We start from the raw sequence: 23,374 nt of genomic DNA, 5'->3' as shown, positions 1-23,374 counted from the left end.
GTGCCGCATTACCTCAGCGCGATCCGGGCCACGGCGGCCTCGGCATGGGCCAGCGCCTGCTCGCGGCTGTCACCGCGCGCCAGCACATAGGCAACCCGAGAGGCCGCAGACAGCACCGCATCATAGCGGGTGCCCGGTTTGGCAGAGGAATGCACCCGCGCCACACCTTCGGAACTGGCGGCGCAGTCAAGCCCGGTGATCGCATCCAATGTGCGGTCCTGTGCCAGCATGTAGCGGATCGCCATCGCCGCGGTGGAGGGCGGCGGCGCATCATAGGCAAGCCCGAGCACCGCGGCAAAGGTCTCCTTGAACACATCGGCACCGGTGGTTTCCAGGGTCAGCTCCCAGATCTGGTCACCGCCGTTGCGGGTCTGGGTCTCGATGATATAGACCGCCCCGTCGTGCAGCTTTACCTCGGTATGGGCCGGTCCGGTCCGGTAACCGACCGCCTCCAGCAGCGCCTGAACCCGCTCGGCAATTCTGGCCTCATCCGCGGCACTCAGGGCGGCGGGCTGCACATGGCCGCTCTCGATGAAATAGGGCGCGCCGCTGGTGGTCTTCTCGGTGATCTGAAGCACCCGGTGACGACCGCCAACCGACATGGTTTCGACACTGTATTCCGGCCCGGGAATAAACGCCTCGGCGATCAGCTCCTCGCGGCCCACCTGCAACGCATGGGACAATGCGGTCTGAATATCGGTGGAGCCATCGACGAAATGAACCCCCTCGCTGCCGCCGCCCTCGGCCGGTTTGACGATGCTGTCGCCATGGCGCGCCACAAACTCGGCGATCTCCGCCACCGTGCGCACGCGGGCAAAGGGCACATCCTCGATACCCGCCGCCCGCAGCGTCTCGCGCATCCGTCGTTTGTTGCGCGTCAGCCGGACCGTCGGCACCTGGCAATTGCTCGGCAGATCCAGCGCCTCGGCGATATGCGCGGCGGTCAGAAACCCATATTCGGCAAAGGAGAACACCGCATCAAACGGCATCTTGCGATGCAGGGCGCGGGCCAGCGCGACGCTGGTTTTCACATCCTCGTAATCGGTCACCACCACGGTTTCGGCCTGATCAAGCAGCAGCTCGGTCAGATCGGACCGGATCTGAAGCGCGCTGTAGCGCAGCCCCATCTCGCCGATACGGACAAAGGTGTGATCGCGACCGCCAATCATCAGGATATTGCGTTGCGGTTCAGACATGGCGTTCCCCGTCATCTGTCATCGGTTGGATTGGATCAGGCGCGGACCGGAACATCTCGCGGTTCATGAACATCGGCGCGATATGCAGCACCGACATGCGCAGCACATGGTTCAGCATCACAAAGGCAGGCTCCAGACCCAGCGCCAGCGCGGTGGCCACCATCACCTCGACCCCACCCGGCACCCAGGACATGAACAGCACCAGGAACGGCTGACCGGTCAGCAGGCTGAACAGCGAAGCCATGGCAACCGTGATCCCAAAGGTGATCGAGGTGACGATCAGCCCTGCGCGCAGGTAGCTTGCGATATCGCTGCGGGTGATATCCTTCAGCCGGATGCCGATCAGCCCGCCCAGCAGCGCCATGGCAAACAGCACCAGCGGTTCCGGTACCACGATCGGATCGCTGCCGCGCCAAAGGTTGGTGCCCGCCGCCAGGATCAGACCGGTGACCATATAGGGCGCCGGCATGGCAAAGCGCTCCAGCACCCGCCCCGCCGCATAGGCCGCCGCCGCCAGCAGCAGAAAGATCGCGTAGCCCGCCAGCGTGCCCGCCCCTGTGGCGGCCTCGTCGGGCAATGCGGCGATCTCCTGCGATCCCTCCTGCGGACCGGCGATCAGAAACACCGCAACCAGCAGCGCGATCATCCGCACCATATGGGCAAAGACCATCTTGGCCGAGGTCTTGCCCTCTTCGCCGGTCAGGGTCATCACCGCCGCCATGGCGCCGGGCACCGCCCCAAGGAGGCTCTCGGCGCGGGTCCATTTTTCCACCCGGTACAGCCAGGTGAACCCGGCCGCCAGCTGCGCCGACATGCAGATCAGAAGCCCCGCAAGCACGGTCAGATCGGCCATGCCCTCCAGCATCTCGGCATTCAGCAGCGCCCCGACGCTGGCGCCCAGGATCAGCTGGATCACCACAATGGCCGCCGGCGGTGTCGCCAGCGCCAGACCAAATCGACAGGCCAGCAGCACCAGACCCGCCGCCCCCAGAAGCTGCCCCAGCGGCAGCCCGCTCAGATATCCCAGCGCCGATCCGGCACAGGCCAGCAGCAGGGTGATCGCAAAATTCCGCAGCATCAGCCGACGCTCCGCAGAATATCCGCCGGCGCCAGCGCCGATGCGGTGGCAATGCGTGCCTGATGGTGGATCACGTCAATGTTGTTGACCATATAGAAGGTGCCGCAGGTCAGCTGCCCCAGCGCAAACAAGCCCGGCGATGGCCGCCCGTCGCGGGTCAAAACCCGGCAATCCTCCAGCTGCACCTTGATCCCGCCGGTTGCGTCCCGCTCGGCAAAGCCCTGCGCCAGCAGGCTGCGGATCAGCGGGTTGCTTTCGTCCAGCCCGCGCTGCAGGCCGGTTGCATTGATCACTGCATCCACCTCGGCGATGCCATCGGCAAACTCCATCCGATAGCGGCCATTGCGAAAGCTGACATTGCGCAGCCCGCTGCGATGGCTGAGCGCGCCACTGGCCTGCAACATCGCGATACGGTCGGCATTGGTGCGCGAGATCGGCACCCGCATATTCGACCAGAGCCGGTGGAAATGGCGCAGGAACGCCGCCTTGGCGCGATCCGAAAGACTGGCCCAGAGCTGCGGGATCAGCATATTGGTTTCGGCCAGAATGCTGGACACCAGATCATTGTCGGCACTGTCGACGCCGCGCAGCAGATCGGCAAAGCTGACATCCACCCCCTGATGCTGCATCTCGGCCTCAAACAGCTCCATCACCGCCGACAGCGAAATCCGCCCGCCATCCGGGCCGTTGCGCAGCGCCGCCAGACCGGCCGGCGTCAGATGGTGCAGCGTCACCGGGCGATAGGCGGTCACCGCCTTGGGCAGCCCCGCCCGGCGCGAGGTCATCAGCATCCGTCGGCCATTCACCCCAAGCGCCACATCATAGGCGGTCAGCCGACAGCCCAGAATGCCCACCCGCAAACGGGTCAGCGCCTTCAGGCGGGCCGCCGGATAGGGCGCGCGGAAATAGCCCGGCGTGCCGCCCAGCCCATAGGGGTCGGCCTCAAGATTGGTGCCCAGACACAGGTAAACCGCATCATAATCGGACACGCTGCCCATCCAGCCCAGACGGTAGAGCGCATCGGCGCGCGGGCTGGGGGCAATCGTCTCCACCTCGGCGCCAATCATGCGGATCCGCCCCCCCGCGGTGCGCACCCGACCGCTCAGCGCATCGAACCGGCTTTGCAGGAACCGCCCGAACAGGGCGCGCTGTAGGAAACCATCCTCATCCGCTGCCGCCTCCGTCGCCCCGGTCTGGCGCAGCCAGTCGCGGAAATCATTGCGGCGCGCCAGATACATCAGCTTCAGTGGCCGGTTGAGCAGATTGGTCTCGGCATCCTCCTGATAGGCCACGCCGGGACCAAAACTGCGGCTCTTGTCAAAGACATCCACCGACAGCGCCGACAGATCAGGCAGGGTGGCGACCAGATTCTCCAGGACCGAGACACCGGCATAGCCCGCGCCGAGAACAGCAATTTTCATGTGGTAGATCCTTTGTTGGGCATCAGGCGAACAGGGGCAGGTCTGGATCAGGCCGCGGCGCTGGTCTCCCATTGGCAGGCACTGTGGAACCAATCCTCCAGCTGCCGCAGCCGCGCGCGCAGCTCCGCCTCGCTGTCGCCCTCGACGATGGCGTTCAGGATCTCGGCATTGGTATAGGCCATCTGACCATACTGCCGCCCCGCCACGCCGCTCATCCGATAGGCACGCACGAACTCGAACGGACAGCGCTCCGGCACCGCGCGCAGCACACCGTCGCGCGGCGGCACGCAGAGCTGGCCAACCAGCCGCACGGGCTCCAGCATCGGCTCAGGCCGTGCCGTGTTCTCAAACCCCGGATCCCGCATCGCCCGCAGATAGGTCATGCGCGGATCCAACCCCCAGGCCTCGGTCATTTCCTGGTTGAAGAACACCCCGCCCAGCCGCGAGGCGATCTCGCCCAGGACAATGGTGCCATCCGGGCTGACAAAGACCTCAAGATGGAACAACAGCGTCGGCGGCGAGGGCATCACCTCTTCGACCAGATGGCGGGAATAGGCCACCAGCCGATCGCGCAGCGGCGTCGTCGGCTCCAGCATATGCAGATCATGTGAAAGCCCGCCGAGGAAATCCAGCGCCGAGGTCAGCACCCGCACCGGCGAAATCACAATCGGGCGCCCATCCACATAGAGCCCGTTGACGATATAATGATCGCCGGCGACAAACCGCTCGATCATCGTGTTGTAAAACGTCGTACTGTCCTGCCGCGCCAGCCATCCCGCCAGATCGTCGGCCCCGCGGATCACGCAGACCCCGTTTGATCCGCGCCCGTCGCGGGGCTTCAGAACAACCGGATACCCCCAGCTGTTGATAAATCCGCGGATATCCATCGCATTGCGCACCACCGCCATGTCGCTGACCGGCAGCCCTGCCTCCCGCGCGCGGGTCTTCATCGCGTATTTGTCGCGATAGGCGTCGAGCTGCACCGCAGCATCCGTCGACACGCCGAGGTAGTCATTCACCCGCGCGGCGCGCAGCACGTCAATCTCCGCCAGCGCGACACAGACCGGATCCGCAAGGCCGCGCGCGATCTCGATCGCCGCCAGCTCCACCTCCGCGTTATCATTGAAATACTGAAAGAAGCGGATATCCAGCCCCTCGGGAAAGCTGTCCATCAACGCCGCTTTGGCACTGGCGCAGGTCAGGATGACGCTGGCTGGCCCAATCGCCTCAATCCAATCGGTAACACTATGCTGTAAAAGGATTTTTGGCGGCGCAAAGAGAATGATATTCATGACACGACGGGACCTTCGACAAAGTTTCAACAGGTTTCGGCGCAGAATTTTCTTCGCCTTTTACGTGTTTGCACGCAACTTACAGCATGTTTTGTATCCGTCAAGCGGAAGTTTTATGAAACTTACACAACGTTAAGGTGAGCGATTTTCCGCCTTTGTCCTGCCGTGATTTCTTTGGAAATACATGGCCGCGCCGTCCAAACCCATGACGGCATCCCATCGTATACTGCGGCAATAGGACGTGATGCCGCAGCTGCAAAATCGCCTGTCAGCCCCGGCAGGTCGCGCGCCCGTGCTGTGCCTCATTGCTCCCGCTCGCGACAACCGGCCGAGGCTTGATCAGGATCATGGCGGCCGCTGCCACAGATGATCTAATGACGTCAGCCGCGGGCAGATCCGCCCGCCGCATCCCGTCAGGAGGCACGCCATGCAACGCAGAACATCCCTCTTCATCCTCAGCAAAGACACCCGCGACGAGACCATCACCGCCGCCGCCGAGGCCGCAGCCGAACAGGAGGCGCATCTCGCCTGCCTGTTGCTGGAGGCGCTGCCCGGTCCGCCCAGTTTCGCCTTTGGCCACTCCGGTTACGCCGCTCTGGTTGCCTCGGACGGTCCGTTGGAACGCCTGCGCCAGAACAAGGCCGCCGCCAAGAAACGTGTCGACGACATCGAGACGCTGCTGGCCCGCAGCAACTGCCCCGGCGACGTGCAGTTCGCGGTCTGGTCGGGCAATGATATCGGTCTGGTCGCCGCACGGCGGGCGCTGACCTGCGACATTGCCCAGATCGCCGACGATCTGACCGACCCGGATCCCGTGTTCCGCGAAGCCACCTATGGCATCCTGTTCCAGTCCCCGGTGCCGCTGATGCTGAACGGCAGCCCCTTTGCCCACCGCGACCGCATTTTCCTCGCCTGGGACAGCAGCCTGTCAGCGGCGCGCGCCGCCCATGCCGCCCTGCCCTATCTGCGCAAGGCCAGCGAGGTGATCATCGGCTGCATCGACTCCGATCTGTCCCATGGCCGCGATGGCGAGGATCCCGGCACCGATATCGCCGCCTGGCTCAGCCACCATGGCTGCGCCGTCACCCTGTCGCAATTTGCCAGCAACGGGCAGGAAATCGGCACCAGCATCCAGTCGCGGGCGCGCGAAATCGGCGCCGATCTGGTGGTGATGGGGGCCTATGGCCACTCCCGTATGCGTCAGGCGATGTTCGGCGGCACCACGCGCACGATGCTCCAGCAGACAGAGCTGCCGATCTTCCTCGCCCATTAACAGGGGCATCACGCGACAGGCATCACGCAATATGGCCGCGACAGCTCAACGTCGCGGCCATATCCCGGCACGGGTCCGGTCAAGCCCTCAGATGTCGGGCGTCAGGTGTCAGGCGACACCCAGATCTTCGGCCGGACCAAAGAACTCATAATGGATCCGCTCCATATCGACATTCGCCGCCCGCAGACCCGCAATGGCCATCGCCATGAATCCCTTTGGCCCACAGATGTAATAGTCCGAAACGGCGGTATTGGTATTCGCCGCCAGCCAGTCCGGGGTGATCCGCCCTTCCACATCATAACGCGCGGCGGCGCGGTCAGCCTCGCTCGGCGTTTCGAGGAAGATCACACTGCGTTTCGCCAGTGATTTGCTCAGCCCCTCCATCGCCAGATTGTCGCCATCGACCGCCGCGTGCAGATAGGTGGCGCTGCGATCATTCGCGGCCAGGCTCTCCAGCATGGCAACCATCGGCGTCAGCCCGACACCGGCCGACAGCAGCACCACCTCCGCCTCCGCCTGATCCTTCAGATAGAAATCCCCCGCCGGGGCCGCCACGCGCAGGATGGTGCCCTCCGCCGCGACCTCATGCAGCCAGCCGCTGATCACGCCACCCGGCTCCTGCTTGACCGAGATCCGGTAGTATTCCCCGTTCGGCGCGCAGGAGATCGAATAGTTCCGCCGCGCCTTGCCGGTCTCGGGGCTATCGAAATCAAAGGACAGATATTGCCCCGGCTTGTGCCGCAGCACCGCACCGCCATCCACCGGCCGCAGGACAAAGGATTTGACCGAAGCGCTCTCGCGCAGGATCCCGATGATGGCAAAATCGCGCCAGCCCTCCCAGCCGCCCTCCGCTGCGGCAATCTCCTCATACATCCTGCTTTCCGCCGCGATCAGCAGATCGGCAAGGAACCAATAGGCGGCCCCCCAGGCGTCCAGCACCTCCGGCGTTGCCGCATCGCCCAGCACCGCCTCGATCGCCCCCAGCAGCGCGGTCGCCACATGGGCGTAATGCGCGGGCTTGATCTGCAGGCTGACATGTTTGTTGACGATCCGCTCCACCACGCCGCTCAGCGCGCCCAGATTGTCGATATTGCGGGCGTAGCCCAGGATCGCATTGGCCAGCGCCGCGTGCTGGCTGGACCCGTTCTGCTGATGTGACTGGTTGAACAGGGCGCGGATTTCCGCATCCGCCAACAGGCGCTCATACATCTGCGCAACGATGGCGCCGCCATGGGCCTCCAGCGCGGGAACGGTTGCGGTCACAATCGCCTTGGTCTGCTCTGACAGGGGCTGTGCCATGGGTCTGGTCCTTCTCTGCTTTGGCCGGAACCGGGATATCCGGGTGGCCGTGGTAAAACATTCATTTCAGCTGAATGTATATTTCCGCTATACAAACATTCAACCGAAATGAATATTAAACACCGCAGATGCCGCCACCCGGAGCCCGCAATGAAGCTGAATCTGAAAACCGACTACGCGCTGAGGCTCCTTATTTTGCTGGGCAGCCGGCCCGAGCAGATGTTCGAGATTGAGACATTGAGCCGCATGCACCAGCTGCCGGTCAGTTCCGTGATGAAGATCATCAGCGAACTGGTCCGCCACGGCTATATCCGCAGCATTCGGGGCCGGTCGGGTGGGGTGCAGATGGACATGGATCCGGCAGAGATTCGCCTCGGCGATGTGGTGCAGGCGATGGGCGAACCGATGGAGATCGTCGATTGCAGCAGCTGCCTGCTGGTCGGCAACTGCCGCCTCAAAGGGGTGCTCTGCGAGGCAGCGCAGGCCTTTGCCGAGGTGCTGATGAAATACCGTCTCAGCGATCTGATCGAGGCCCCTGCCCCGGTGCTTGCACCGCTTCTGGCAACCGAAGGCGGCGCTGCCGGCTCCACCCCGACCTGAGCCATGAAAAACCCGCCCGGCATCAGCTGCCGGACGGGGTCGTTTAGCTCATCATCCGTGAAATCGGATCGGGTCAGTGCAGATCGAACCGGTCGGCGTTCATCACCTTGGTCCAGGCTGCGACGAAATCTCTGACGAATTTCTCGCGGTTGTCATCCTGGGCATAGACCTCGGCATAGGCGCGCAGGATGGAATTGGAGCCGAACACCAGATCCACATTGGTGGCGGTCCATTTCACATCGCCGCTCTGGCGATCCGCGACCTCATAGACCTCATCGCCCGCCGCGCGCCAGACATTGCCCATGTCCAGCAGATTGACAAAGAAATCGGTGCTCAGCGCGCCTTCGCGGTCGGTAAAGACCCCATGCTTGCGGCCGCCATGGTTGACACCCAGCACCCGCAGGCCGCCGATCAGAACCGTCATTTCCTTGGCGGTCAGCCCCATCAGATGGGCCCGATCCAGCATCATCTCCACCGCCGAGGCGGCGAAATCGCCCTTCAGCCAGTTGCGGAAAGCATCGTGAACCGGCTCCAGCACCGCAAAAGAGGCAACATCGGTCTGCTCGGCGCTGGCATCGCCACGACCGGGGGCAAAGGGCACCTCGGTGGCGAAACCGGCAGCCTCGGCGGCGGCCTCAATCGCCACAGCTCCCCCCAGAACGATCACATCGGCAAGGCTCGCGCCGCTCTTTTCGGCAATCCCTTCATAGGTTTCCAGCACGCGACCCAGACGCTCCGGCTCATTGCCAACCCAGTCCTTCTGCGGCGCCAGACGGATCCGGGCGCCATTGGCCCCGCCGCGCAGGTCAGATCCACGGAAGGTCCGCGCGCTGTCCCAGGCGGTGGCGATCATATCGGCCTGCGACAGGCCGCAATCGCGCAGCAGCTGCCTGGTCGCGGCCACATCATAGCCGGTGCTGCCAGCGGGCACATTGTCCTGCCAGATCAGATCCTCCTGCGGGGCCTCCGGGCCGATATACCGGTTGCGCGGCCCCATATCGCGGTGCAGCAGCTTGAACCAGGCGCGGGCAAAGACATCCGCGAAATAGGCCGGATCCTTGTAGAACCGTTCGGAGATCTTGCGGTATTCCGGGTCCTTGATCATCGCCATATCCGCATCGGTCATGATCGGGTTGTGACGGATCGAGGGATCCTCCACATCCACCGGCTTGTCCTCTTCCTTGATGTTGACCGGCTCCCACTGCCAGGCGCCTGCCGGGCTTTTCTTCAGCTCCCAGTCGTAGGTGAACAGCAGGTAGAAATAGCCATTGTCCCATTTGGTCGGATTGGTGGTCCAGGCGCCTTCGATGCCGCTGGACATGGTGTCGCGCCCATGGCCGGTGCCGTTGCTGTTGCTCCAGCCCAGACCCTGTTCGATCAGGCTGCCGCCTTCGGGATCATTGCCAATCGCATCGGCGCGGCCATTGCCGTGCGCCTTGCCGATGGTGTGGCCCCCTGCGGTCAGCGCCACGGTTTCCTCGTCGTTCATCGCCATGCGATCAAAGGTGATCCGCACATCCTGCGCCGTGCGCAGCGGATCCGGTTCGCCGCCGACACCTTCGGGGTTCACATAGATCAGGCCCATCTGTACGGCCGCCAGCGGGTTGGAAAGCGAGTCGCGATCCGCGCCATCCTCATAGCGCCCTGCGGCCAGCCATTCCTTTTCCGCGCCCCAGTAGACGTCTTTTTCCGGCGACCAGATATCCTCGCGGCCAAAGGAGAAACCATAGGTCGGCAAGCCAACGGACTCATAAGCAATATTGCCCGCCAGTGCGATCAGATCGGCCCAGGACAGGCTGTTGCCGTATTTCTGTTTGATCGGCCACAGCAGACGGCGCGCCTTGTCCAGATTGACGTTGTCCGGCCAGGAGTTCAGCGGTGCAAAGCGCTGGTTGCCGGTGGTCGCCCCACCCCGGCCATCCGCCGCGCGGTAGGTGCCGGCCGAATGCCAGGCCATCCGCACCATCAGACCCGCATAGGTGCCCCAATCGGCGGGCCACCAGCTCTGGCTGTCGGTCATCAGCGCCGTCAGATCCGCCTTCAGCGCCTCAACATCCAGGGATTTCACCGCCTCGCGGTAGTCGAACCCCTCGGGCATCGGGTCGGTCTTGCGGTCGTGCTGGTGCAGGATGTCGAGGTTCAGCGCATTGGGCCACCAATCTGCCACACCGGCGCTGGTGTTGGTGTTGCTTCCGTGCAGAACCGGGCATTTTCCGCCTGTGTTTCCGTCACCTTGCTGCATGTTGTCTCTCCTGGGTCTTGGGTCATGACGCGCCGGCATTCCTCCCTGACAATACGCCGGGACCGGGCCTCTCCGGGCAAAGGCTAGCAGTGGATCGTGATTATAAGAAATGATAAATCAGGATTTCTTATATAGGAAATAGCTATCAGAAATTCCCCGTCCCCTGCTGTCGCCCACCCTAGCACATGCCACCTGAGTCGGGGCGAGAACCTGATCGGCACAGCTTGCCTGCCTTCGTAAAACCGGATTAAAAAACGCAAGATGATAGACGCCCCCTATAACACCAGCCTCACCCTGCGACAGCTGCGCTTCCTTGTGGCGGTTGCGGATGAGCTGAACTTTTCCCGCGCCGCCGCCAGATGCTTTGTCAGCCAGCCGACGCTCAGCGTCGGCCTGCGGGAGCTGGAAGAGCGGCTCGGCGTCACCCTGGCAGAGCGCACCAAACGCTCGGTCATCCTCACCCCGGTCGGCGCCCAGATTGCCGAACGCGCCCGCAAGCTGTTGCAGGACAGCCGCGAGATCGAGGAGCTTGCCGCCGCTCAGGCCAGACCCGAAGGCGGCACCCTGCGGATGGGCGCAATCCCCACCATCGGTCCCTTCCTGATCCCCCGCGCCATGCCTGCGCTGAAATCCAGCTTTCCCGATCTGCAACTCTACCTGCGCGAGGAACTGACCGGCCAGCTGCTGGAAGGCGTCCACAGCGGGCGGCTGGATCTGGTGATCTATGCCGAACCCTATGCCGCCTCCGGGCTGGAAACCCTGCATCTGTTCGACGACGGCTATCACCTTGCCGCGCCGCCGCCCGCCTCTGACCTCAGCGCCGGGGCCGACACCGCCCTTCGCGGGGCCGATCTGGACGGGCGACAGCTGCTGTTGCTCGAACAGGGCCATTGTCTGCATCATCACGCGCTCAGCGCCTTTCCCGATCGCGATATCCAGCGCGACGACAGTTTTGCCGCCACCTCGCTCTCCACCCTGATCTCCATGGTGAGCGAGGGGCTGGGGATCACCTTGCTGCCCGATCTCGCGGTCGATGCCGGGGTTGCGGCGGGACAGGATGTGGTGATGACGCCGCTTGCCGATGCCTGCCCGCGCCGGGTGACCCTCGGCTGGCGGCCAACCAGCGTGCGCGCCGATCTGTTCCGCAAGATCGGCACCGTCCTGCGGCAGGCCCGCGGCTCGCTGACCGGCACATAGAGGGCGGGTAATTCCGCCGCAGCCCTGTCGCCGGATCTTACACCCGCCAGCCAAACCCGCTAGCCTGCCCGCAGCCTCTCCCGCAACCGGTAGAACCATGACCGCAGACAGACCTTCGCCCCGCCTGAGCCGCCGCCGCGCGCTGCAATTGACAGGGGCCGCCGGGATGCTGGCGCCACTGGGGCTGGCGGGCGCGCAGCTCACCACCCCGGCCAGGGCGCGGGCCAGCGCCCAACCCACGGCGGTGCCTCTGCCGATCCACATCCAGCGCGCCCGCTACACCATCGCCGATCAGCCCACTGATGACCTGATCTCGACCCGCCCTGACGGGCCGCCGCCGGTCATCCGCCTCAAACAGGGTCAGCCCTTTGCCGCGCGGGTCACCAATACCCTGCCCGATTACACGGCAATGCACTGGCACGGCATCCGGCTGGACAATGCCATGGACGGGGTCCCCTATCTGACGCAATTCCCCATCGGCGAGGGGGAGAGTTTCGACTACCACTTCACCCCGATGGATGCCGGCACCTACTGGTATCACCCGCATTGCATGACGATGAACCAGATGGCCATGGGGCTGACCGGCGTGCTGGTGGTGGAAGAGGCCGAAGACCCCGGATTTGACGCCGATATTGCCCTGAACCTGCGCGATTTCCGACTGCGCCCCAATGGCGAATGGCTGAAGCTGTGGACTGCGCGCGGGGCGGCGCGGGCGGGCACCTTTGGCACCATCATAACCGCCAATTGGGACAGCGACCCGACCTATGAGGCCCCCACCGGCGGGCTGGCGCGGCTGCGGCTTGCGGCCACCGATACCACGCGGATCTACAAACCCTTTGTGCTGGGTGCCTCCGGTCAGGTGATTGCCTCCGATGGTCACCCGCTGCGCGAGGCCATCGACTGGCCCACCGATAAGGCCCCTGCCCTGCTGTCACCCGGCCAACGTCTGGATATCGCGGTGCAGATGCCCCGGATCGAAGGCGCGTATGTTGACGTGATGACCGACTTTCCCGGCGGACCGCGGCGGCTCGCCCGGATCCGCGCCACCGGTCCCAGCCTTGGCCGCGATCTGGCCGAGCTGTCGCCGCTGCCCGCCAATGACGTGCCTGAGCCGGATCTGACCAAAGCGCGCACCGAGGATCTGGTTTTTGGCTGGACGCCCGAAGGCGGCGCGCAGGAGAACGGTTATTGCGGCTCGCTGGGCTATAGCTTCTGGTCGATCAACCGCAAACCCTGGCCCGGTGACGCTGCCGCTCCCGACACCCCCGGCGCCGCCCCGCTGCTGGTGCTCAACCGCGGCGAAAGCGTGATCCTGCGGCTGCGCAATGAAAGCCCCAACGCCCATCCGATCCACCTGCACGGTCTGGTGTTCCGCCCGCTGCGGTCAAACCGGCGCAGCCTGCCGTCCAACTGGACCGATACCGCGCTGCTGCTGAAGGATGAAATCATCGAGGTGGCACTGGTGGCCGACAATCCGGGCGACTGGGCGTTCCACTGCCATGTGATCGAACATCAGAAAACCGGGCTGGCGGGCTATATCCGCGTGCTGGCCTGACCTGCCGTCTCCGCCCCTGCGCGGAGAGGCACGCGCCGGTGTGGCGCGGTCACCTGATCGCTTGGTCGGGGAACGGCCTTAGCCGTTCAGCAATTGCCGCAGCGACGGCGTGCCGGAGGCATCGGCCCGTGGCACGATCCGGTAGCGCGCGTTGACAAAGCAGAACAGGCCAAACCCCAGAAGACCAAGGCAGAGGGCGATCACCAGCGCCTGGCCATAGGCTTTGGATTGCAGCCAGTCAAAGGCCGACCCCAGACCACCCGCCTCGCTGCGGGAGGAATAGGTGGCGGCCTGTACGATCAGCAGGCCGATGATGCCCACTGCAACCCCCTGCCCGGCCAGCCCGATGCGCAGCGCCATGTTCAGATGGCGGGTGACCGGGTTGCCCTGTAGATGGTCAAGGTAGCCCTGCGTCCAGGCCTTGTGCAGATAGTAGAACCCGACGGCGATGGTGATCACCCCAATGATCCCCGCCGCCAGCTGACCCATCGGAGAGGCAAACAGCTGCTGTACGACGCCAGTGTCGCCACCGCCCCGGCTGACCCCAACCGCAACAATGATGGCAAGCGCGGCCAGCCCCAGATGCACCAGACCGGTGATGATCATCCCGGCCCTTGCCACCACTCCTTTGAGGTCGCTGCCATAATCTTCAAGATCCCAGATCCCGTCGACCGCCCTCCAGATGGCATAGGCCAGCATCGCCAGCGCGATCACCAGCAGCACCGCGATGCCCCAGCCGCTGCGAAACCGCTGCATCGTCTCGGCGGTGCCCTCCGCCTCTCCGCCATTCAGGATCGACCAGAGCGACAGACCCGCAACCAGCAGGTAGACCAGCCCGCGCCCGGCGTAGCCCGCCCGCATGATCGGCACGGCCCAGGCGAAATCACGGGCGGAATGATCGGTGGTGCGGTCTGCGGACATGGCGAGGGTTCCTGACGATGGTGCCTGCGGCATGGCAGGTGAAAAATGACAGCGGGCGGTCACGACCCCGGTGCGGCGGGTCGAGCAAACGGCGCGACAGATCCGACCGGTGCAGGATCCAGCGCCTGCGCTCCGCCCGCGCGGGCCGGTTGGGTCAGCATCGACAGCAGGATCAGGGCGGCAAGACCCGACAGCAGGACCGCCAGCAGCGTCCGCAGCAGGCTCAGCGCAAAGGGGTTGAATAGAAAATAGACCATGCCGGACCAACGCGGCAGACCGCTGTTGGTTCCCTTGCGCCCCCTGCCGGGACCGCGCTAGCTGTCGAAGGCCTCCGGCTCCAGCTCACGCCAGAAGGCGATGATGGCCGCAGCATTGAGCGCCGAGCGCCAACCGTGCTGACGGAAATGCTCGCGGTCCAGATCGCTCTCCAGCCGCGACAGGAACAGCCGTTTGTCTGCGTCACGCTGGGTCGGGTTTCGCCGCGAAACCAGCGCCTCGACAGTTTCCAGATGCCGCGCCCGGTCCCGGCGGGCTGCGGCGCGGGCGTCAAAGGCGGCGGCCTCTGCGGCGGCCTCCGCCTCGCGTGCCAGACGGGCCTCGCGGATGCGGGCCTCCTCCTCGGCTGTGATCGGCGGCGGGGTTCCGGCCTCTGCTGTCGCGCTGTAATCGCCGTCAATCGCCGCCCGCAGATAGCCAAGCCGCGATTTCACCGCCCCCTGCCCGGCCACGTAATCCAGTTTCTGCTGAACGTAATCCGGCCCGTGTTCGGTGATCCATTGCCGCGCCAGACGGTCTGACACGCCCTGCCCGCGCAGCGCCTTATAGACCGGTTGCTGGCGCAGCCCATCGCTGTCGTCGATCTGGAACATCGCCATCTGCGGATTTTCACGGATCAGGAAACGGATTTCGCTGACCGCGCGGCCTTTCTTGCGGGTCTGCGGCTCGATGATGATGTCGGAGGATTTATTGACCTCGGCCACCGCCGGTTTGATGATCTTGGCGTTGAGATGTTTGAAACTCTCGTAATAGGCGGAGCCATCCACCCCCATCAGCTTGCGAAAGATATCGAGCCCCCACCAGCCGGTCGATCCGGTGCGCACAAAACGATAGCAGTTTTCATAAAGCGCCAGCCCGTGACCGGAGCTGAAATTGCGCTGAATCTTGACGTTGATCAGAGCAAAGATCTTGGGGTCGTGCAGTTTCTTGGCCAGCTCCGGCGAATAGGCATATTCGCAGATCCCATTTTTCAGCTTGGCAAAGCTGAGCAGCGACGAGACGCCCCATTCCTGATGGCCCTGTTCGTCCAGCATGTCCCATTCGGCAACGGTTTCGGCCAGCGCCCGCAGGCTGGCGCGCAGACTGTCGATATCGTTGGAATTATACCCCACCATCATCGCCAAGGTGCGCGCGTCGATGGTATGGCTGCGCGCCGAGGTCAGCGTGTCATAGGCATTGAGCAGCAGCACATTCGACAGCTTGCGCTGCAACAGCGTCAGCTTGCCGCTGATATGGATCGCGGCGACATTCTTCTTGACCGTTTCGCGGGTCAACGCGCCGGTCAGCCGCTCTGTGTCAAAGCCGGGCTCTGCCATGGAATCACTGCCTGTCATCATGGGCCTCAATTGCGCCATACCCTGCCACAAAAGGAACCTATGCGACAACCGCACATGGGTTCCTTTGTTATTGGGTCGGCCGACATTTGTCTTTGGCACCGGTTCCGGGCAGCGGCCACCGCCACGCCGAAAGGGACCCGTTCACGGGATCAATCGTGGCAAATGACGCCCTGTTGCGAATCGCGGCGATGCCCCATGATCGCATGATCCGACCCGCCGTTGCGCCGCAGAGGCCAAGAGCGCGCGCTGGGGGCGCAACAGGAATTTCCGCCAATCAGTGTCAAAAATGGCGCAACAGGCTCTATTTTATGGCTGTCATTCGGTCTAGCATCGGGCTGGTAGCACCTCTGACACCGGACTGCCGGTGTGCAGCGCCATCCTGAGAATCGGCGCCTTTTGCCCCGCTTTCAGGCGCCTGTTATCCCGCATACGGGTGCCTTTCATCCCGTGTCCAGGTGCCTCTTGTACCGGATGCGGGTCCCCAAACTGGGGTAACTGACTGTAATTGAATGTTAAACCGGAACCAAAGACTCTAAAGATTCTAAAAAATATAAACGTTTAGCTGTCATCTATTTTTGAGTTTTCCAAGGAAAAGCCGAACGTTTCGCGGCGAAACCGGGCAGAGGTGGATTGAAGCACCTGCAAAAATTGCCCTTGCGGGTCCATATGACCTAGGCAGCCTGCAAGATGTTCCCTATTCTCTGGCATATAAGCGCAAATAGAAAACACGCGCGATAACACGCATCCACATGCACCGAGATCGAGCCGCAACATGACATCGCCTCCCCTGCCCCCGTATTTCAATCTGGATCCCAAACAGGCCGCCGCCAAGCTGCCGGATCCGATCCAGACCACACGGTTCGCCAAGGCCGCCGCCATGTGCACCAAAGGGCGCGAGGATCTGGCCCGGCGCGGCTATGCGCCCGACGGCGAAAAACGGCTGCGTAAATTCTCCACCTGGGAGATCACCCGCTATCTGATCCCGGTGGCGCCACAGCATCTGCGTCGGGTGTTGAAGAACCACCCCGACCTGCCGCAGGGCGAGGGTGAAGGCGGCTCCAAATGGTTCACTCTTGAGGAGGTGCTGGCGCTGCGGCGGCATTTTGCCTCTGAAGGGATCTCGACCAAGGAATATCTGCCCTACCGGCCCAAGGGCGTGCCGGCCAAGGTGACGGCGGTTGCCAATTTCAAAGGCGGCGTTGGCAAGACCTCGACGGCGGCGCATCTGGCGATGTCGGCTGCGCTGGATGGCTACAAGGTGCTGGTCATTGATCTGGACAGCCAGGGGTCGATGACCTCAATCCTGGGCGGCAAGGTTGAGGACGAATGGTCCACCGTCTTTCCGCTGATCGCCAAGGATTACGCCAAATCCGTGGTTGCGGAAAACGCCGTGCGCGCCGCCGCTGGAGAGCCGGAACTGCCGCTGGATGAGACATTGAACGAGGCGCTGCGGGTTTCGTCGCGAAACGTCATCCAGAAAACCCATTGGTCGAATATTGATCTGATCGGCGCGCAGCTGAACCTGTATTGGGCGGAATTCCAGATTCCGGTCTGGCGCATGGGGCTGCGCAGCTGGCCGCTGTGGGATGCGCTGAGCAACTTCCTCGAGCAGGAGGGCATTCTGGACGATTACGATATCGTCTTCCTCGACACCCCCCCGGCGCTTGGCTATCTGACCATCAACGCGCTGGCGGCGGCGGATATCCTGCTGGTGCCGCTGGGGGCATCGTTTCTGGAGTTCGATTCGACGGGGCGGTTTTTCGACATGCTTTATTCCACCTTCGCCTCCATCGAGGAGGGCGAGAATATGGCACAGCGCGCGGCGGGTTTGCCGGAAATTAAATTTGAATGGGATGTAGTGAGGGCGCTGATCACGCGCTTTGACGCCAGTCAGCAGACGGACATGGCGAATGTGATCCAGGCCTATTTCGGAGATTTCATGAACGCCTACCGTCAGGATGTCACCGCCCTTGTTGGGCAGGCGGGAGAACAGGTGAATGGGATCTACGAAGCAGACTATCGCGACTTCAACCGCGATACCTATGTACGCGGTCGCGAAACCTTTGATCGGACCTATGCGGAGTTCAAGGAGCTGCTCATCGGCAGCTGGTGGCGTGACACCCAGATGGAAGAGGCGGAGTAACATGGCAAAACGCAGACGGCTGAGCGCCCCCGACGCATCCGAAATCGAAGCCATCGAGGAGGGTTTCGCGGCGAAACCCGGCATCAACCCCTTTGACCCGGCGCCCGGTGGCGTCCCGGCCAGCGCGCCGCCGATTGCCAAGGTCTCGGCCGAGGCGGCACAGCTGCGCGGGATGGCGGCGGTGGCGGACCGGGTCGAGATGGCCCGCGACAAGGCAGACGCCGAACGCTGGCGCGCGGCTGAGACTGCCGGTGAAACCGTGCTGCGCATTCCGCTGGCAGAGATTGACCGCGACTATCTGCGCCGCGACCGGATGCAGATCGACGAGGAGGAGCTGGACGAGCTGATCAGTTCTATCCGCGCCCACGGTCTGCGCAGCCCGGTTGAGGTGATCGCGCTGGACGATGGCTACGGTCTGGTGTCGGGCTTTCGCCGTCTGGAAGCCTATGCGCGGCTGAATCGGAGCGAAGATGGGTTTGCCGAGATCCCCGCGTTTCTGCGGCGGGGCGCGGACAGTGCGGGCGCCTATGTGGCGATGATCGAGGAAAACGAGCTGCGCGCCAATCTGACGCCCTATGAACGCGGGCGCATTGCGGTGCTGGTGGCGGGGCAGGGGGTGTTTGCCTCGGTCGAGGCCGCGGTTGAGGCGCTGTTTGCGGCGGCGTCAAAGGCGAAACGCTCCAAGGTGCGCAGCTTTGCCGCCGTGCATGAGGGGCTGGGCGATCTGCTGCGCTATCCCAATGCGCTGTCGGAGAAGGCCGGGCTGAAACTGGCGGCGGCGCTGCGGTCGGGCGGGCAGGGCGCCTTGCGTGCCGCGCTGGCCGGGGCGGATCCGGCGGATGAGCGGGCGGAATGGCGGCTTCTGGAAACCGCGCTGTCGGATATGGACCCGGTGGCGGAGGCCAAGCCGCGTGGCGGACGCCCCCGGCAGGTCACCCGGCTGGCCGCGCGGCGGCTGCAATCGGGAGGGGACCTGTCGGCTGAGGTGGCGCCGACGGCGGTGCGAATCGACCTCAAGGGCCGCAGCCTCGACCCCGCGCAGGTGGAGGCCCTGCTGGCATTGATCGAGGATACCCTGGACTGAGGGCTGCCCGGAATGGCCGCTCACCCGTCTGTTCTGTTCGCCCCAGCTGTCGACCTCGGCGGCTGGGGCGCTTTTTACGGGGATTAATGGGTAAAACTGTAGGTACCGTCCCGTTTTAACGATAGGTTCAGACATTTTTGACCAGATGGGTGGCTTGAGGGGTATGCACAGCGGGACGGCACTTGCAGGTACTATTTTCATTCACGATACGGCGCCTGGCGGTATTGTTGTTCTTCGCTCTCGTCGGTGTTCCGACTTTGGCCAGCATGGGGCAGGCCGAACCGATCCGGATGACCTATGAGGAATACCCGCCCTATTCCTTTACCGATATTGACGGATATCCAAAGGGCGTGTCGATCGACCTGATGCGGCATATCGCCAGCGCGGCGGGGCGGGAGGTCGTGTTTCAGCCCAACACAAACCCGGCCGGTATGCTGGATGAGCTGCGTCTGGGCCGGGCGGATGTGACATCGCTTCTGGCGCTGACGCCGGAGCGTTTGAGCGCCGGGCTGGCCACGCGCACGCTTGGATCGTTTGAGATGCGGGCCTTTGTCCGCAAGAGCGATCAGCTCTACGAGCTGGATGATCTCGCTGGAATGGATATAGGCGTGGTCAGCGGCAGTTTCGCCGTTGACGGTGCCCGCCAGATCCCCTTCACCGAGATGGTCGAATTTGCCTCGATGGACACCCAGATCCTGCCGTTTCTGACCGGTGAGATTGATGTGGTGGTGTCAGGCCACAACAGTTTCCTGCGGCGGCTGCGGATGGCTGAGGTTGACGACCATGTCCGGGTGCTGTCACCGCCGCTAGTCAGCAGCCCCTATGGGTTCCTGGTGGCGCCGGGGCAGGAGGCGCTGCGCGATGAGCTGGACGCCGCCATTGCGGCAAGTGTTGACGCCAACTTGCTGCGCGATCTGGACAAGAAATGGTTTGGCCAGTCGCGCACGATCTGGGACAATATTCTGGTGCGCTGGGGCCTGCTGATCGGTGCCGTTCTGGTGGCGGTCATCCTGACGCTGGGCTATTGGTTCCATTATTATCGCAACAAATCCAATCAGTTGCTGAGAGATCGCGCTGGCGACCAACTGCTGGTTGAGGCACTGGATGAGGTGGCTGCGGCCATCGTGATCTATGATCACAACCTGCGGGCGGTGCATTGGAACCATGGGTTTGAACTGATCTTTCCCGGCATGGTGGCGGCCCTGAAAAAGGGCGCGACGATGCAGCAGATGATCGTGAAATCCTATATGGATGGCACCATCGAAAACCCCTACACCGATGCGCAGATTGTATCCCTTGTTGATCAGGTTGTTGAGGATCTGCAGCGCGGAAGATCCGAGCCACGGACAGTGCGCGCGACGGATGGCCGGGTGTTTCAGGCCCGTGATGTCAAGCTGGGGCCCCGGCATTTTGCCTCCCTGCGGGTGGATGTGACCCGCTTGCAGGAACAGCAGGATCTGATTGCCGCGCAGGCCCGGTCGCTGGAGGTGGTCAACGAGGATCTGCGCACACTCTCCGCCATTGCGGCACATGATCTGAAGGCGCCATTGTTCAGCCTGCTCAACCTGATTGATTTCGTGGCCGAGGACATGCAGGAAGCCGGGATAGATCTGCCCGACGGCGTCCGCTCTAACTGGGTTGAAATGGAACGCCTGTCGCAGCGGATGATGCAGCTGGTGCAGGATCTGCTGGTCTATTCCACCACCCATAGCGAGAGCCATCAGGCGGAGGTGATCGAGCCATCGCAGCGCCTGCATGAGGTGCTGGAACTGGCCGGACCGCGCGCCGGTTTCGAGGTGATCATCGAAGCGGGGATGCCGGAACTACAGGTCAATCCGATCGCCTTTGACATGGTGATGCGCAACCTGATCGCCAACGCCTTTCAGCATCACGACCGGGAACGCGGCCATCTGGTGCTGAGCGCGAAAACGGGTCCCGATGCGGTGACGATCTCGGTGCGCGACGATGGTCCGGGCATCCCGGAGGAACACCGCGAGCGGATCTTTGCCCCGTTCCACCGGCTGTCCTCCTCGACCGAAGGCAGCGGGCTGGGGCTGGCGTTTATCAAGAAAACCGTGGAGAGCTGGGGCGGAACCGTGCAGGTTTCGGCGGCCCAGCCTCGTGGTGCGGTCTTTGAGGTGAGTTTTCCTCGCCCCCTCGCGAAGCGTGACGCCGCGCCGAAGCAGCTTGTCGGCTAGACCTGTTCCGGGCCAGCTGCGCGCTTGGGATCCATAAATTCAGGCTCTAACAAAGGCATTACAGACCAATCCCTGCGGTTGCATTGACTCTTCTTCCGCGGGCTGGCTACACACGGGCTGACACCTGATCGGCCCGGCCTGCGTGCGGCGGCTGCATTAAGGACAAAATTGGGACAAAACAAAGACAAACACCCCGTTAATTATGGTCTTAAGGGCAACCTTATTGTGACATCGGGGCTGGGGCGGCCTGTTATGGGCCGCGGGTTGTGATCCGGCGACCCCAAGGCGGAGTTTGACGATGACAGAACCGCAGACCATCTCTGGCGTGACCGGCTCCACATCTGGAGGCGGGGCAGGAGATCTGACGGTTGCGCTGCATATCGGGGCGCCGTTCACCGATGAGGATCAGCTGATCTGGTCGCTGCGCCGGGATTCGGCGCGGCTGTTGCAGGATGGCGTGCTGGTGCGCCGACCGGGAACCTATCTGAAAGACCTGACCGATCTGAAGGGCCGCGCCGCAAAGGAGGGGGTCAGCGACGAGGCGTGCGAAGACTTTCTCGAGGGGGTTCTGCGCGACGCGGATCCGGCGCGGGTGGTGCTGTCGATGTCGGCGATTCTGGGCGTGCCGGCCTGGATGCTGAATGACGGGCGGCTTTACCGCAATGCCGGTGCCAATACCGCCGCGCTGCGGGCGGTGTTTGCCGATCATCGCTGCGAGTTTTTCCTGGGTCTGCGCAATCCGGCGACGCTGGTGCCGGCCGGGTTTGCCGCGCAGTCGCAGAAGGATTGGTACGGGTTTGCCGGGGATACCGACCTGATGGAGCTGCGCTGGTCAGAGGTGGTCGGCGATATCCTGACCGCAAATCCCGATTGCGCGATCACCGTCTGGTGCAATGAGGAAACGCCGGTGGTCTGGCCGCAGGTGCTGGGACATGTCACCGGGTTGGGCGCGGGCTACCGGTTCACCGGTGAGACGGATATTCTGCGTCAGGCGATGACGGAGGAAGGCACCCGGCGGCTGGAGGCCTATCTGGCCGAGCGTCCGAAGCTTTCGGAACAGCAGCGCAATCAGGTGCGCGAGCTGTTCCTGTCCTATTTCCACGCGGAGGATGCGGTGGAAGAGGAAATTGACCTGCCGGGCTGGTCGCAGGGATTCGTCGATGAGATGACAGAGCGCTATTTCGCGGATATCGATCTGATCCGCAGCCTGCCCGGCGTGACCGTTATCGACTGAGCCTTTGACCTGTGCGAACGGCAGGTCCGGCCCGCTGCGATGCTCAGCTGTCGTGGGCGGAGGCCCGCATCCGGCCCAGATGTTCGTCCCATCCCTTGTCCAGCGCCAGCAACAGGTCAAAGGCCTCGACCCCCTGTGGCAGGCCGGTGTGGGTCAGCGACAGATTGGTGCCGCCGGGCACCTCCTCTAGCGTCCAGGACACGGTGCTGGTGCCATCGCCCATCGGCGCGATGGTAAAGCTGTAGTCAAGGCGGGTGAAGGGCTCCGCCAGCAGCACCTCGCCCCACATCAGCCGCTTGCCGCTTTCGGTGCCGAACATCTCATAGGGGCCTTCGACCAGCGGGGTCTGGGGTTTGTGGAACCAGATCGCCAGTTTCTCCGGCTCTGTCAGATAGGCCCAGACCTGGGCCGGGGTGGCCCGCAGATAGATGGATTTGCGCAGGATCGTATCGGTCATTGGATGTCCTTTTCGATTTCGGATTTGAGCGTCGCAAGGCGGTCGTCCCAGAAGGCATCAAAGAAGCCGAACCAGTCGAACACTTGCCGCAGCCCATCCGGGTTGAGGTGATTGAGCCGGGCGCGGCCCTCGGTCTGGACCGAGATCAGATTGCCCTCGTCCAGAATGGTGAGATGTTTCTTCACCGCGGCGCGGGTCATCTGAAAATTCTCCGCAACCTCGGCGATGGTGAGGCTGTCCTGCGCCAGCAGCCGGAGGATCTGGCGGCGTGTCGGATCCGCCAGGGCGCGAAAGGCCAGTTGCTCCGGCTGCTGGTGGTTCTGCTGGTCCGGCGTCTGCTGTGACATGGCGGTATCTGCTCCTTATATGATACCGTTTGGTATCCTTTTAATATGATACCTTATGGTTTCGCGTCAAGCCTGATTCTGCGGCATCGCGCCGGACCCCCCCGCTGGTCGGGGGCAAAACCGTGCTGTCCGGCGTCCTGTCCTGCCGGGACGGGCAGTCTGGCGTCCTTTCCGGCCCGGTTGGACGACGGGGCTGCTCCGCTCTGGCTAGGGTCAGGGCGAGG

The 23,374-nt window shown here is 63.4% G+C and carries 19 protein-coding genes; 8 read left to right on the top strand and 11 right to left on the bottom strand.

Features of this window, described 5'->3' with window-relative positions:
* Positions 1–8: 8 nt before the first annotated feature.
* Genes VWY75_RS02015 through VWY75_RS02000 form a run of 4 tightly spaced genes read right to left on the bottom strand, consistent with a single transcriptional unit; the run spans position 9 to position 4,987 of the window.
* Positions 9–1,196 carry an ATP-grasp domain-containing protein gene (locus tag VWY75_RS02015; protein ID WP_416537869.1) on the bottom strand — a complete coding sequence of 396 codons (1,188 nt, stop codon included), beginning with the start codon at positions 1,194–1,196 and terminating at the stop codon, positions 9–11.
* Entirely contained in the window at positions 1,189–2,274 is a 1,086-nt protein-coding gene (locus tag VWY75_RS02010) for an AbrB family transcriptional regulator (protein WP_416537868.1), read from the bottom strand. Before VWY75_RS02010 ends, VWY75_RS02015 begins: the two co-directional genes overlap by 8 nt.
* A complete protein-coding gene (locus VWY75_RS02005) occupies positions 2,274–3,695 on the bottom strand; it encodes an FAD/NAD(P)-binding protein (RefSeq protein WP_416535319.1) in 1,422 nt (473 codons plus the stop codon). Before VWY75_RS02005 ends, VWY75_RS02010 begins: the two co-directional genes overlap by 1 nt.
* A gap of 47 nt (positions 3,696–3,742) precedes the next feature.
* Positions 3,743–4,987: an ATP-grasp domain-containing protein gene (locus VWY75_RS02000; protein WP_416537867.1), complete on the bottom strand. Its 1,245-nt coding sequence runs from the start codon at positions 4,985–4,987 to the stop codon at positions 3,743–3,745.
* Positions 4,988–5,414: 427 nt separating this feature from the next.
* On the opposite strand from VWY75_RS02000, the gene VWY75_RS01995 reads away from it, so the two are divergent.
* Positions 5,415–6,260 carry a universal stress protein gene (locus VWY75_RS01995; RefSeq protein WP_340547784.1) on the top strand — a complete coding sequence of 282 codons (846 nt, stop codon included), beginning with the start codon at positions 5,415–5,417 and terminating at the stop codon, positions 6,258–6,260.
* A gap of 108 nt (positions 6,261–6,368) precedes the next feature.
* Here the strand turns inward: VWY75_RS01995 and hmpA are convergent, their stop codons facing one another.
* On the bottom strand, positions 6,369–7,559 hold the full coding sequence (gene hmpA / locus VWY75_RS01990) for an NO-inducible flavohemoprotein (protein ID WP_416537866.1): 1,191 nt from the start codon (positions 7,557–7,559) through the stop codon (positions 6,369–6,371).
* 150 nt (positions 7,560–7,709) lie between these two features.
* Between hmpA and VWY75_RS01985 the strand changes: the two genes are divergently transcribed.
* Positions 7,710–8,159 (top strand): RrF2 family transcriptional regulator, encoded by a 450-nt coding sequence (locus tag VWY75_RS01985; RefSeq protein WP_416537865.1) that lies wholly within the window; start codon positions 7,710–7,712, stop codon positions 8,157–8,159.
* Positions 8,160–8,232: 73 nt separating this feature from the next.
* Here VWY75_RS01985 and katG read toward each other — a convergent pair whose 3' ends face one another.
* Positions 8,233–10,401, bottom strand: a complete 2,169-nt coding sequence (gene katG, locus VWY75_RS01980) for a catalase/peroxidase HPI (RefSeq protein ID WP_416537864.1) — start codon at positions 10,399–10,401, stop codon at positions 8,233–8,235.
* A gap of 261 nt (positions 10,402–10,662) precedes the next feature.
* On the opposite strand from katG, the gene VWY75_RS01975 reads away from it, so the two are divergent.
* Entirely contained in the window at positions 10,663–11,598 is a 936-nt protein-coding gene (locus VWY75_RS01975; RefSeq protein WP_340547780.1) for a hydrogen peroxide-inducible genes activator, read from the top strand.
* Positions 11,599–11,695: 97 nt separating this feature from the next.
* Entirely contained in the window at positions 11,696–13,153 is a 1,458-nt protein-coding gene (locus VWY75_RS01970; protein WP_416537863.1) for a multicopper oxidase family protein, read from the top strand.
* A 78-nt stretch (positions 13,154–13,231) separates the two neighbouring features.
* Here the strand turns inward: VWY75_RS01970 and VWY75_RS01965 are convergent, their stop codons facing one another.
* The 3 genes from VWY75_RS01965 to VWY75_RS01955 are packed head-to-tail and all read right to left on the bottom strand — an operon-like array spanning position 13,232 to position 15,666.
* Positions 13,232–14,074 (bottom strand): DUF1206 domain-containing protein, encoded by an 843-nt coding sequence (locus VWY75_RS01965; protein ID WP_340547778.1) that lies wholly within the window; start codon positions 14,072–14,074, stop codon positions 13,232–13,234.
* 59 nt (positions 14,075–14,133) lie between these two features.
* Positions 14,134–14,331 carry a hypothetical protein gene (locus VWY75_RS01960; protein WP_416535313.1) on the bottom strand — a complete coding sequence of 66 codons (198 nt, stop codon included), beginning with the start codon at positions 14,329–14,331 and terminating at the stop codon, positions 14,134–14,136.
* 57 nt (positions 14,332–14,388) lie between these two features.
* The gene (locus VWY75_RS01955; RefSeq protein WP_416537900.1) at positions 14,389–15,666 is read right to left on the bottom strand and encodes a replication initiation protein; all 1,278 of its coding nucleotides are present in this window, start codon (positions 15,664–15,666) and stop codon (positions 14,389–14,391) included.
* A gap of 793 nt (positions 15,667–16,459) precedes the next feature.
* Between VWY75_RS01955 and VWY75_RS01950 the strand changes: the two genes are divergently transcribed.
* From VWY75_RS01950 to VWY75_RS01935, 4 genes are all read left to right on the top strand, one after another.
* The gene (locus VWY75_RS01950) at positions 16,460–17,830 is read left to right on the top strand and encodes an AAA family ATPase (protein ID WP_340547776.1); all 1,371 of its coding nucleotides are present in this window, start codon (positions 16,460–16,462) and stop codon (positions 17,828–17,830) included.
* Position 17,831: 1 nt separating this feature from the next.
* Positions 17,832–18,914: a ParB/RepB/Spo0J family partition protein gene (locus tag VWY75_RS01945; RefSeq protein ID WP_416535312.1), complete on the top strand. Its 1,083-nt coding sequence runs from the start codon at positions 17,832–17,834 to the stop codon at positions 18,912–18,914.
* 227 nt (positions 18,915–19,141) lie between these two features.
* Complete coding sequence (locus VWY75_RS01940; protein ID WP_416541598.1) at positions 19,142–21,112, top strand: ATP-binding protein; 1,971 nt, start codon at positions 19,142–19,144, stop codon at positions 21,110–21,112.
* Positions 21,113–21,410: 298 nt separating this feature from the next.
* Positions 21,411–22,346: a hypothetical protein gene (locus VWY75_RS01935; RefSeq protein WP_416535310.1), complete on the top strand. Its 936-nt coding sequence runs from the start codon at positions 21,411–21,413 to the stop codon at positions 22,344–22,346.
* Positions 22,347–22,389: 43 nt separating this feature from the next.
* On the opposite strand, the gene VWY75_RS01930 is transcribed toward VWY75_RS01935, so the two are convergent.
* Both VWY75_RS01930 and VWY75_RS01925 read right to left on the bottom strand, forming a co-directional pair.
* Entirely contained in the window at positions 22,390–22,803 is a 414-nt protein-coding gene (locus VWY75_RS01930; protein WP_340547772.1) for an SRPBCC family protein, read from the bottom strand.
* Positions 22,800–23,150: an ArsR/SmtB family transcription factor gene (locus tag VWY75_RS01925; RefSeq protein ID WP_416537861.1), complete on the bottom strand. Its 351-nt coding sequence runs from the start codon at positions 23,148–23,150 to the stop codon at positions 22,800–22,802. The genes VWY75_RS01930 and VWY75_RS01925 overlap by 4 nt, the downstream gene beginning before the upstream one ends.
* Positions 23,151–23,374: the final 224 nt, after the last annotated feature.

The sequence above is a fragment of the Phaeobacter sp. JH20_08 genome (assembly GCF_048056635.1).
GTDB lineage: Bacteria > Pseudomonadota > Alphaproteobacteria > Rhodobacterales > Rhodobacteraceae > Phaeobacter > Phaeobacter bryozoorum.
This window is presented reverse-complemented; position numbering and strand designations above follow the sequence as displayed.

Excerpts from the sequence above, each read along its gene's own strand:
- VWY75_RS01950 (WP_340547776.1), top strand. The coding sequence starts at position 16,460 with ATGACATCGCCTCCCCTGCCCCCGTATTTCAATCTGGATCCCAAACAG.
- VWY75_RS02010 (WP_416537868.1), bottom strand. The coding sequence starts at position 2,274 with ATGCTGCGGAATTTTGCGATCACCCTGCTGCTGGCCTGTGCCGGATCG.
- katG (WP_416537864.1), bottom strand. The coding sequence starts at position 10,401 with ATGCAGCAAGGTGACGGAAACACAGGCGGAAAATGCCCGGTTCTGCAC.
- VWY75_RS02005 (WP_416535319.1), bottom strand. The coding sequence starts at position 3,695 with ATGAAAATTGCTGTTCTCGGCGCGGGCTATGCCGGTGTCTCGGTCCTG.
- VWY75_RS01925 (WP_416537861.1), bottom strand. The coding sequence starts at position 23,150 with ATGTCACAGCAGACGCCGGACCAGCAGAACCACCAGCAGCCGGAGCAA.
- hmpA (WP_416537866.1), bottom strand. The coding sequence starts at position 7,559 with ATGGCACAGCCCCTGTCAGAGCAGACCAAGGCGATTGTGACCGCAACC.
- VWY75_RS01935 (WP_416535310.1), top strand. The coding sequence starts at position 21,411 with ATGACAGAACCGCAGACCATCTCTGGCGTGACCGGCTCCACATCTGGA.
- VWY75_RS01955 (WP_416537900.1), bottom strand. The coding sequence starts at position 15,666 with ATGGCAGAGCCCGGCTTTGACACAGAGCGGCTGACCGGCGCGTTGACC.
- VWY75_RS02015 (WP_416537869.1), bottom strand. The coding sequence starts at position 1,196 with ATGTCTGAACCGCAACGCAATATCCTGATGATTGGCGGTCGCGATCAC.
- VWY75_RS01945 (WP_416535312.1), top strand. The coding sequence starts at position 17,832 with ATGGCAAAACGCAGACGGCTGAGCGCCCCCGACGCATCCGAAATCGAA.
- VWY75_RS02000 (WP_416537867.1), bottom strand. The coding sequence starts at position 4,987 with ATGAATATCATTCTCTTTGCGCCGCCAAAAATCCTTTTACAGCATAGT.
- VWY75_RS01970 (WP_416537863.1), top strand. The coding sequence starts at position 11,696 with ATGACCGCAGACAGACCTTCGCCCCGCCTGAGCCGCCGCCGCGCGCTG.
- VWY75_RS01960 (WP_416535313.1), bottom strand. The coding sequence starts at position 14,331 with ATGGTCTATTTTCTATTCAACCCCTTTGCGCTGAGCCTGCTGCGGACG.
- VWY75_RS01930 (WP_340547772.1), bottom strand. The coding sequence starts at position 22,803 with ATGACCGATACGATCCTGCGCAAATCCATCTATCTGCGGGCCACCCCG.
- VWY75_RS01985 (WP_416537865.1), top strand. The coding sequence starts at position 7,710 with ATGAAGCTGAATCTGAAAACCGACTACGCGCTGAGGCTCCTTATTTTG.
- VWY75_RS01995 (WP_340547784.1), top strand. The coding sequence starts at position 5,415 with ATGCAACGCAGAACATCCCTCTTCATCCTCAGCAAAGACACCCGCGAC.
- VWY75_RS01975 (WP_340547780.1), top strand. The coding sequence starts at position 10,663 with ATGATAGACGCCCCCTATAACACCAGCCTCACCCTGCGACAGCTGCGC.
- VWY75_RS01965 (WP_340547778.1), bottom strand. The coding sequence starts at position 14,074 with ATGTCCGCAGACCGCACCACCGATCATTCCGCCCGTGATTTCGCCTGG.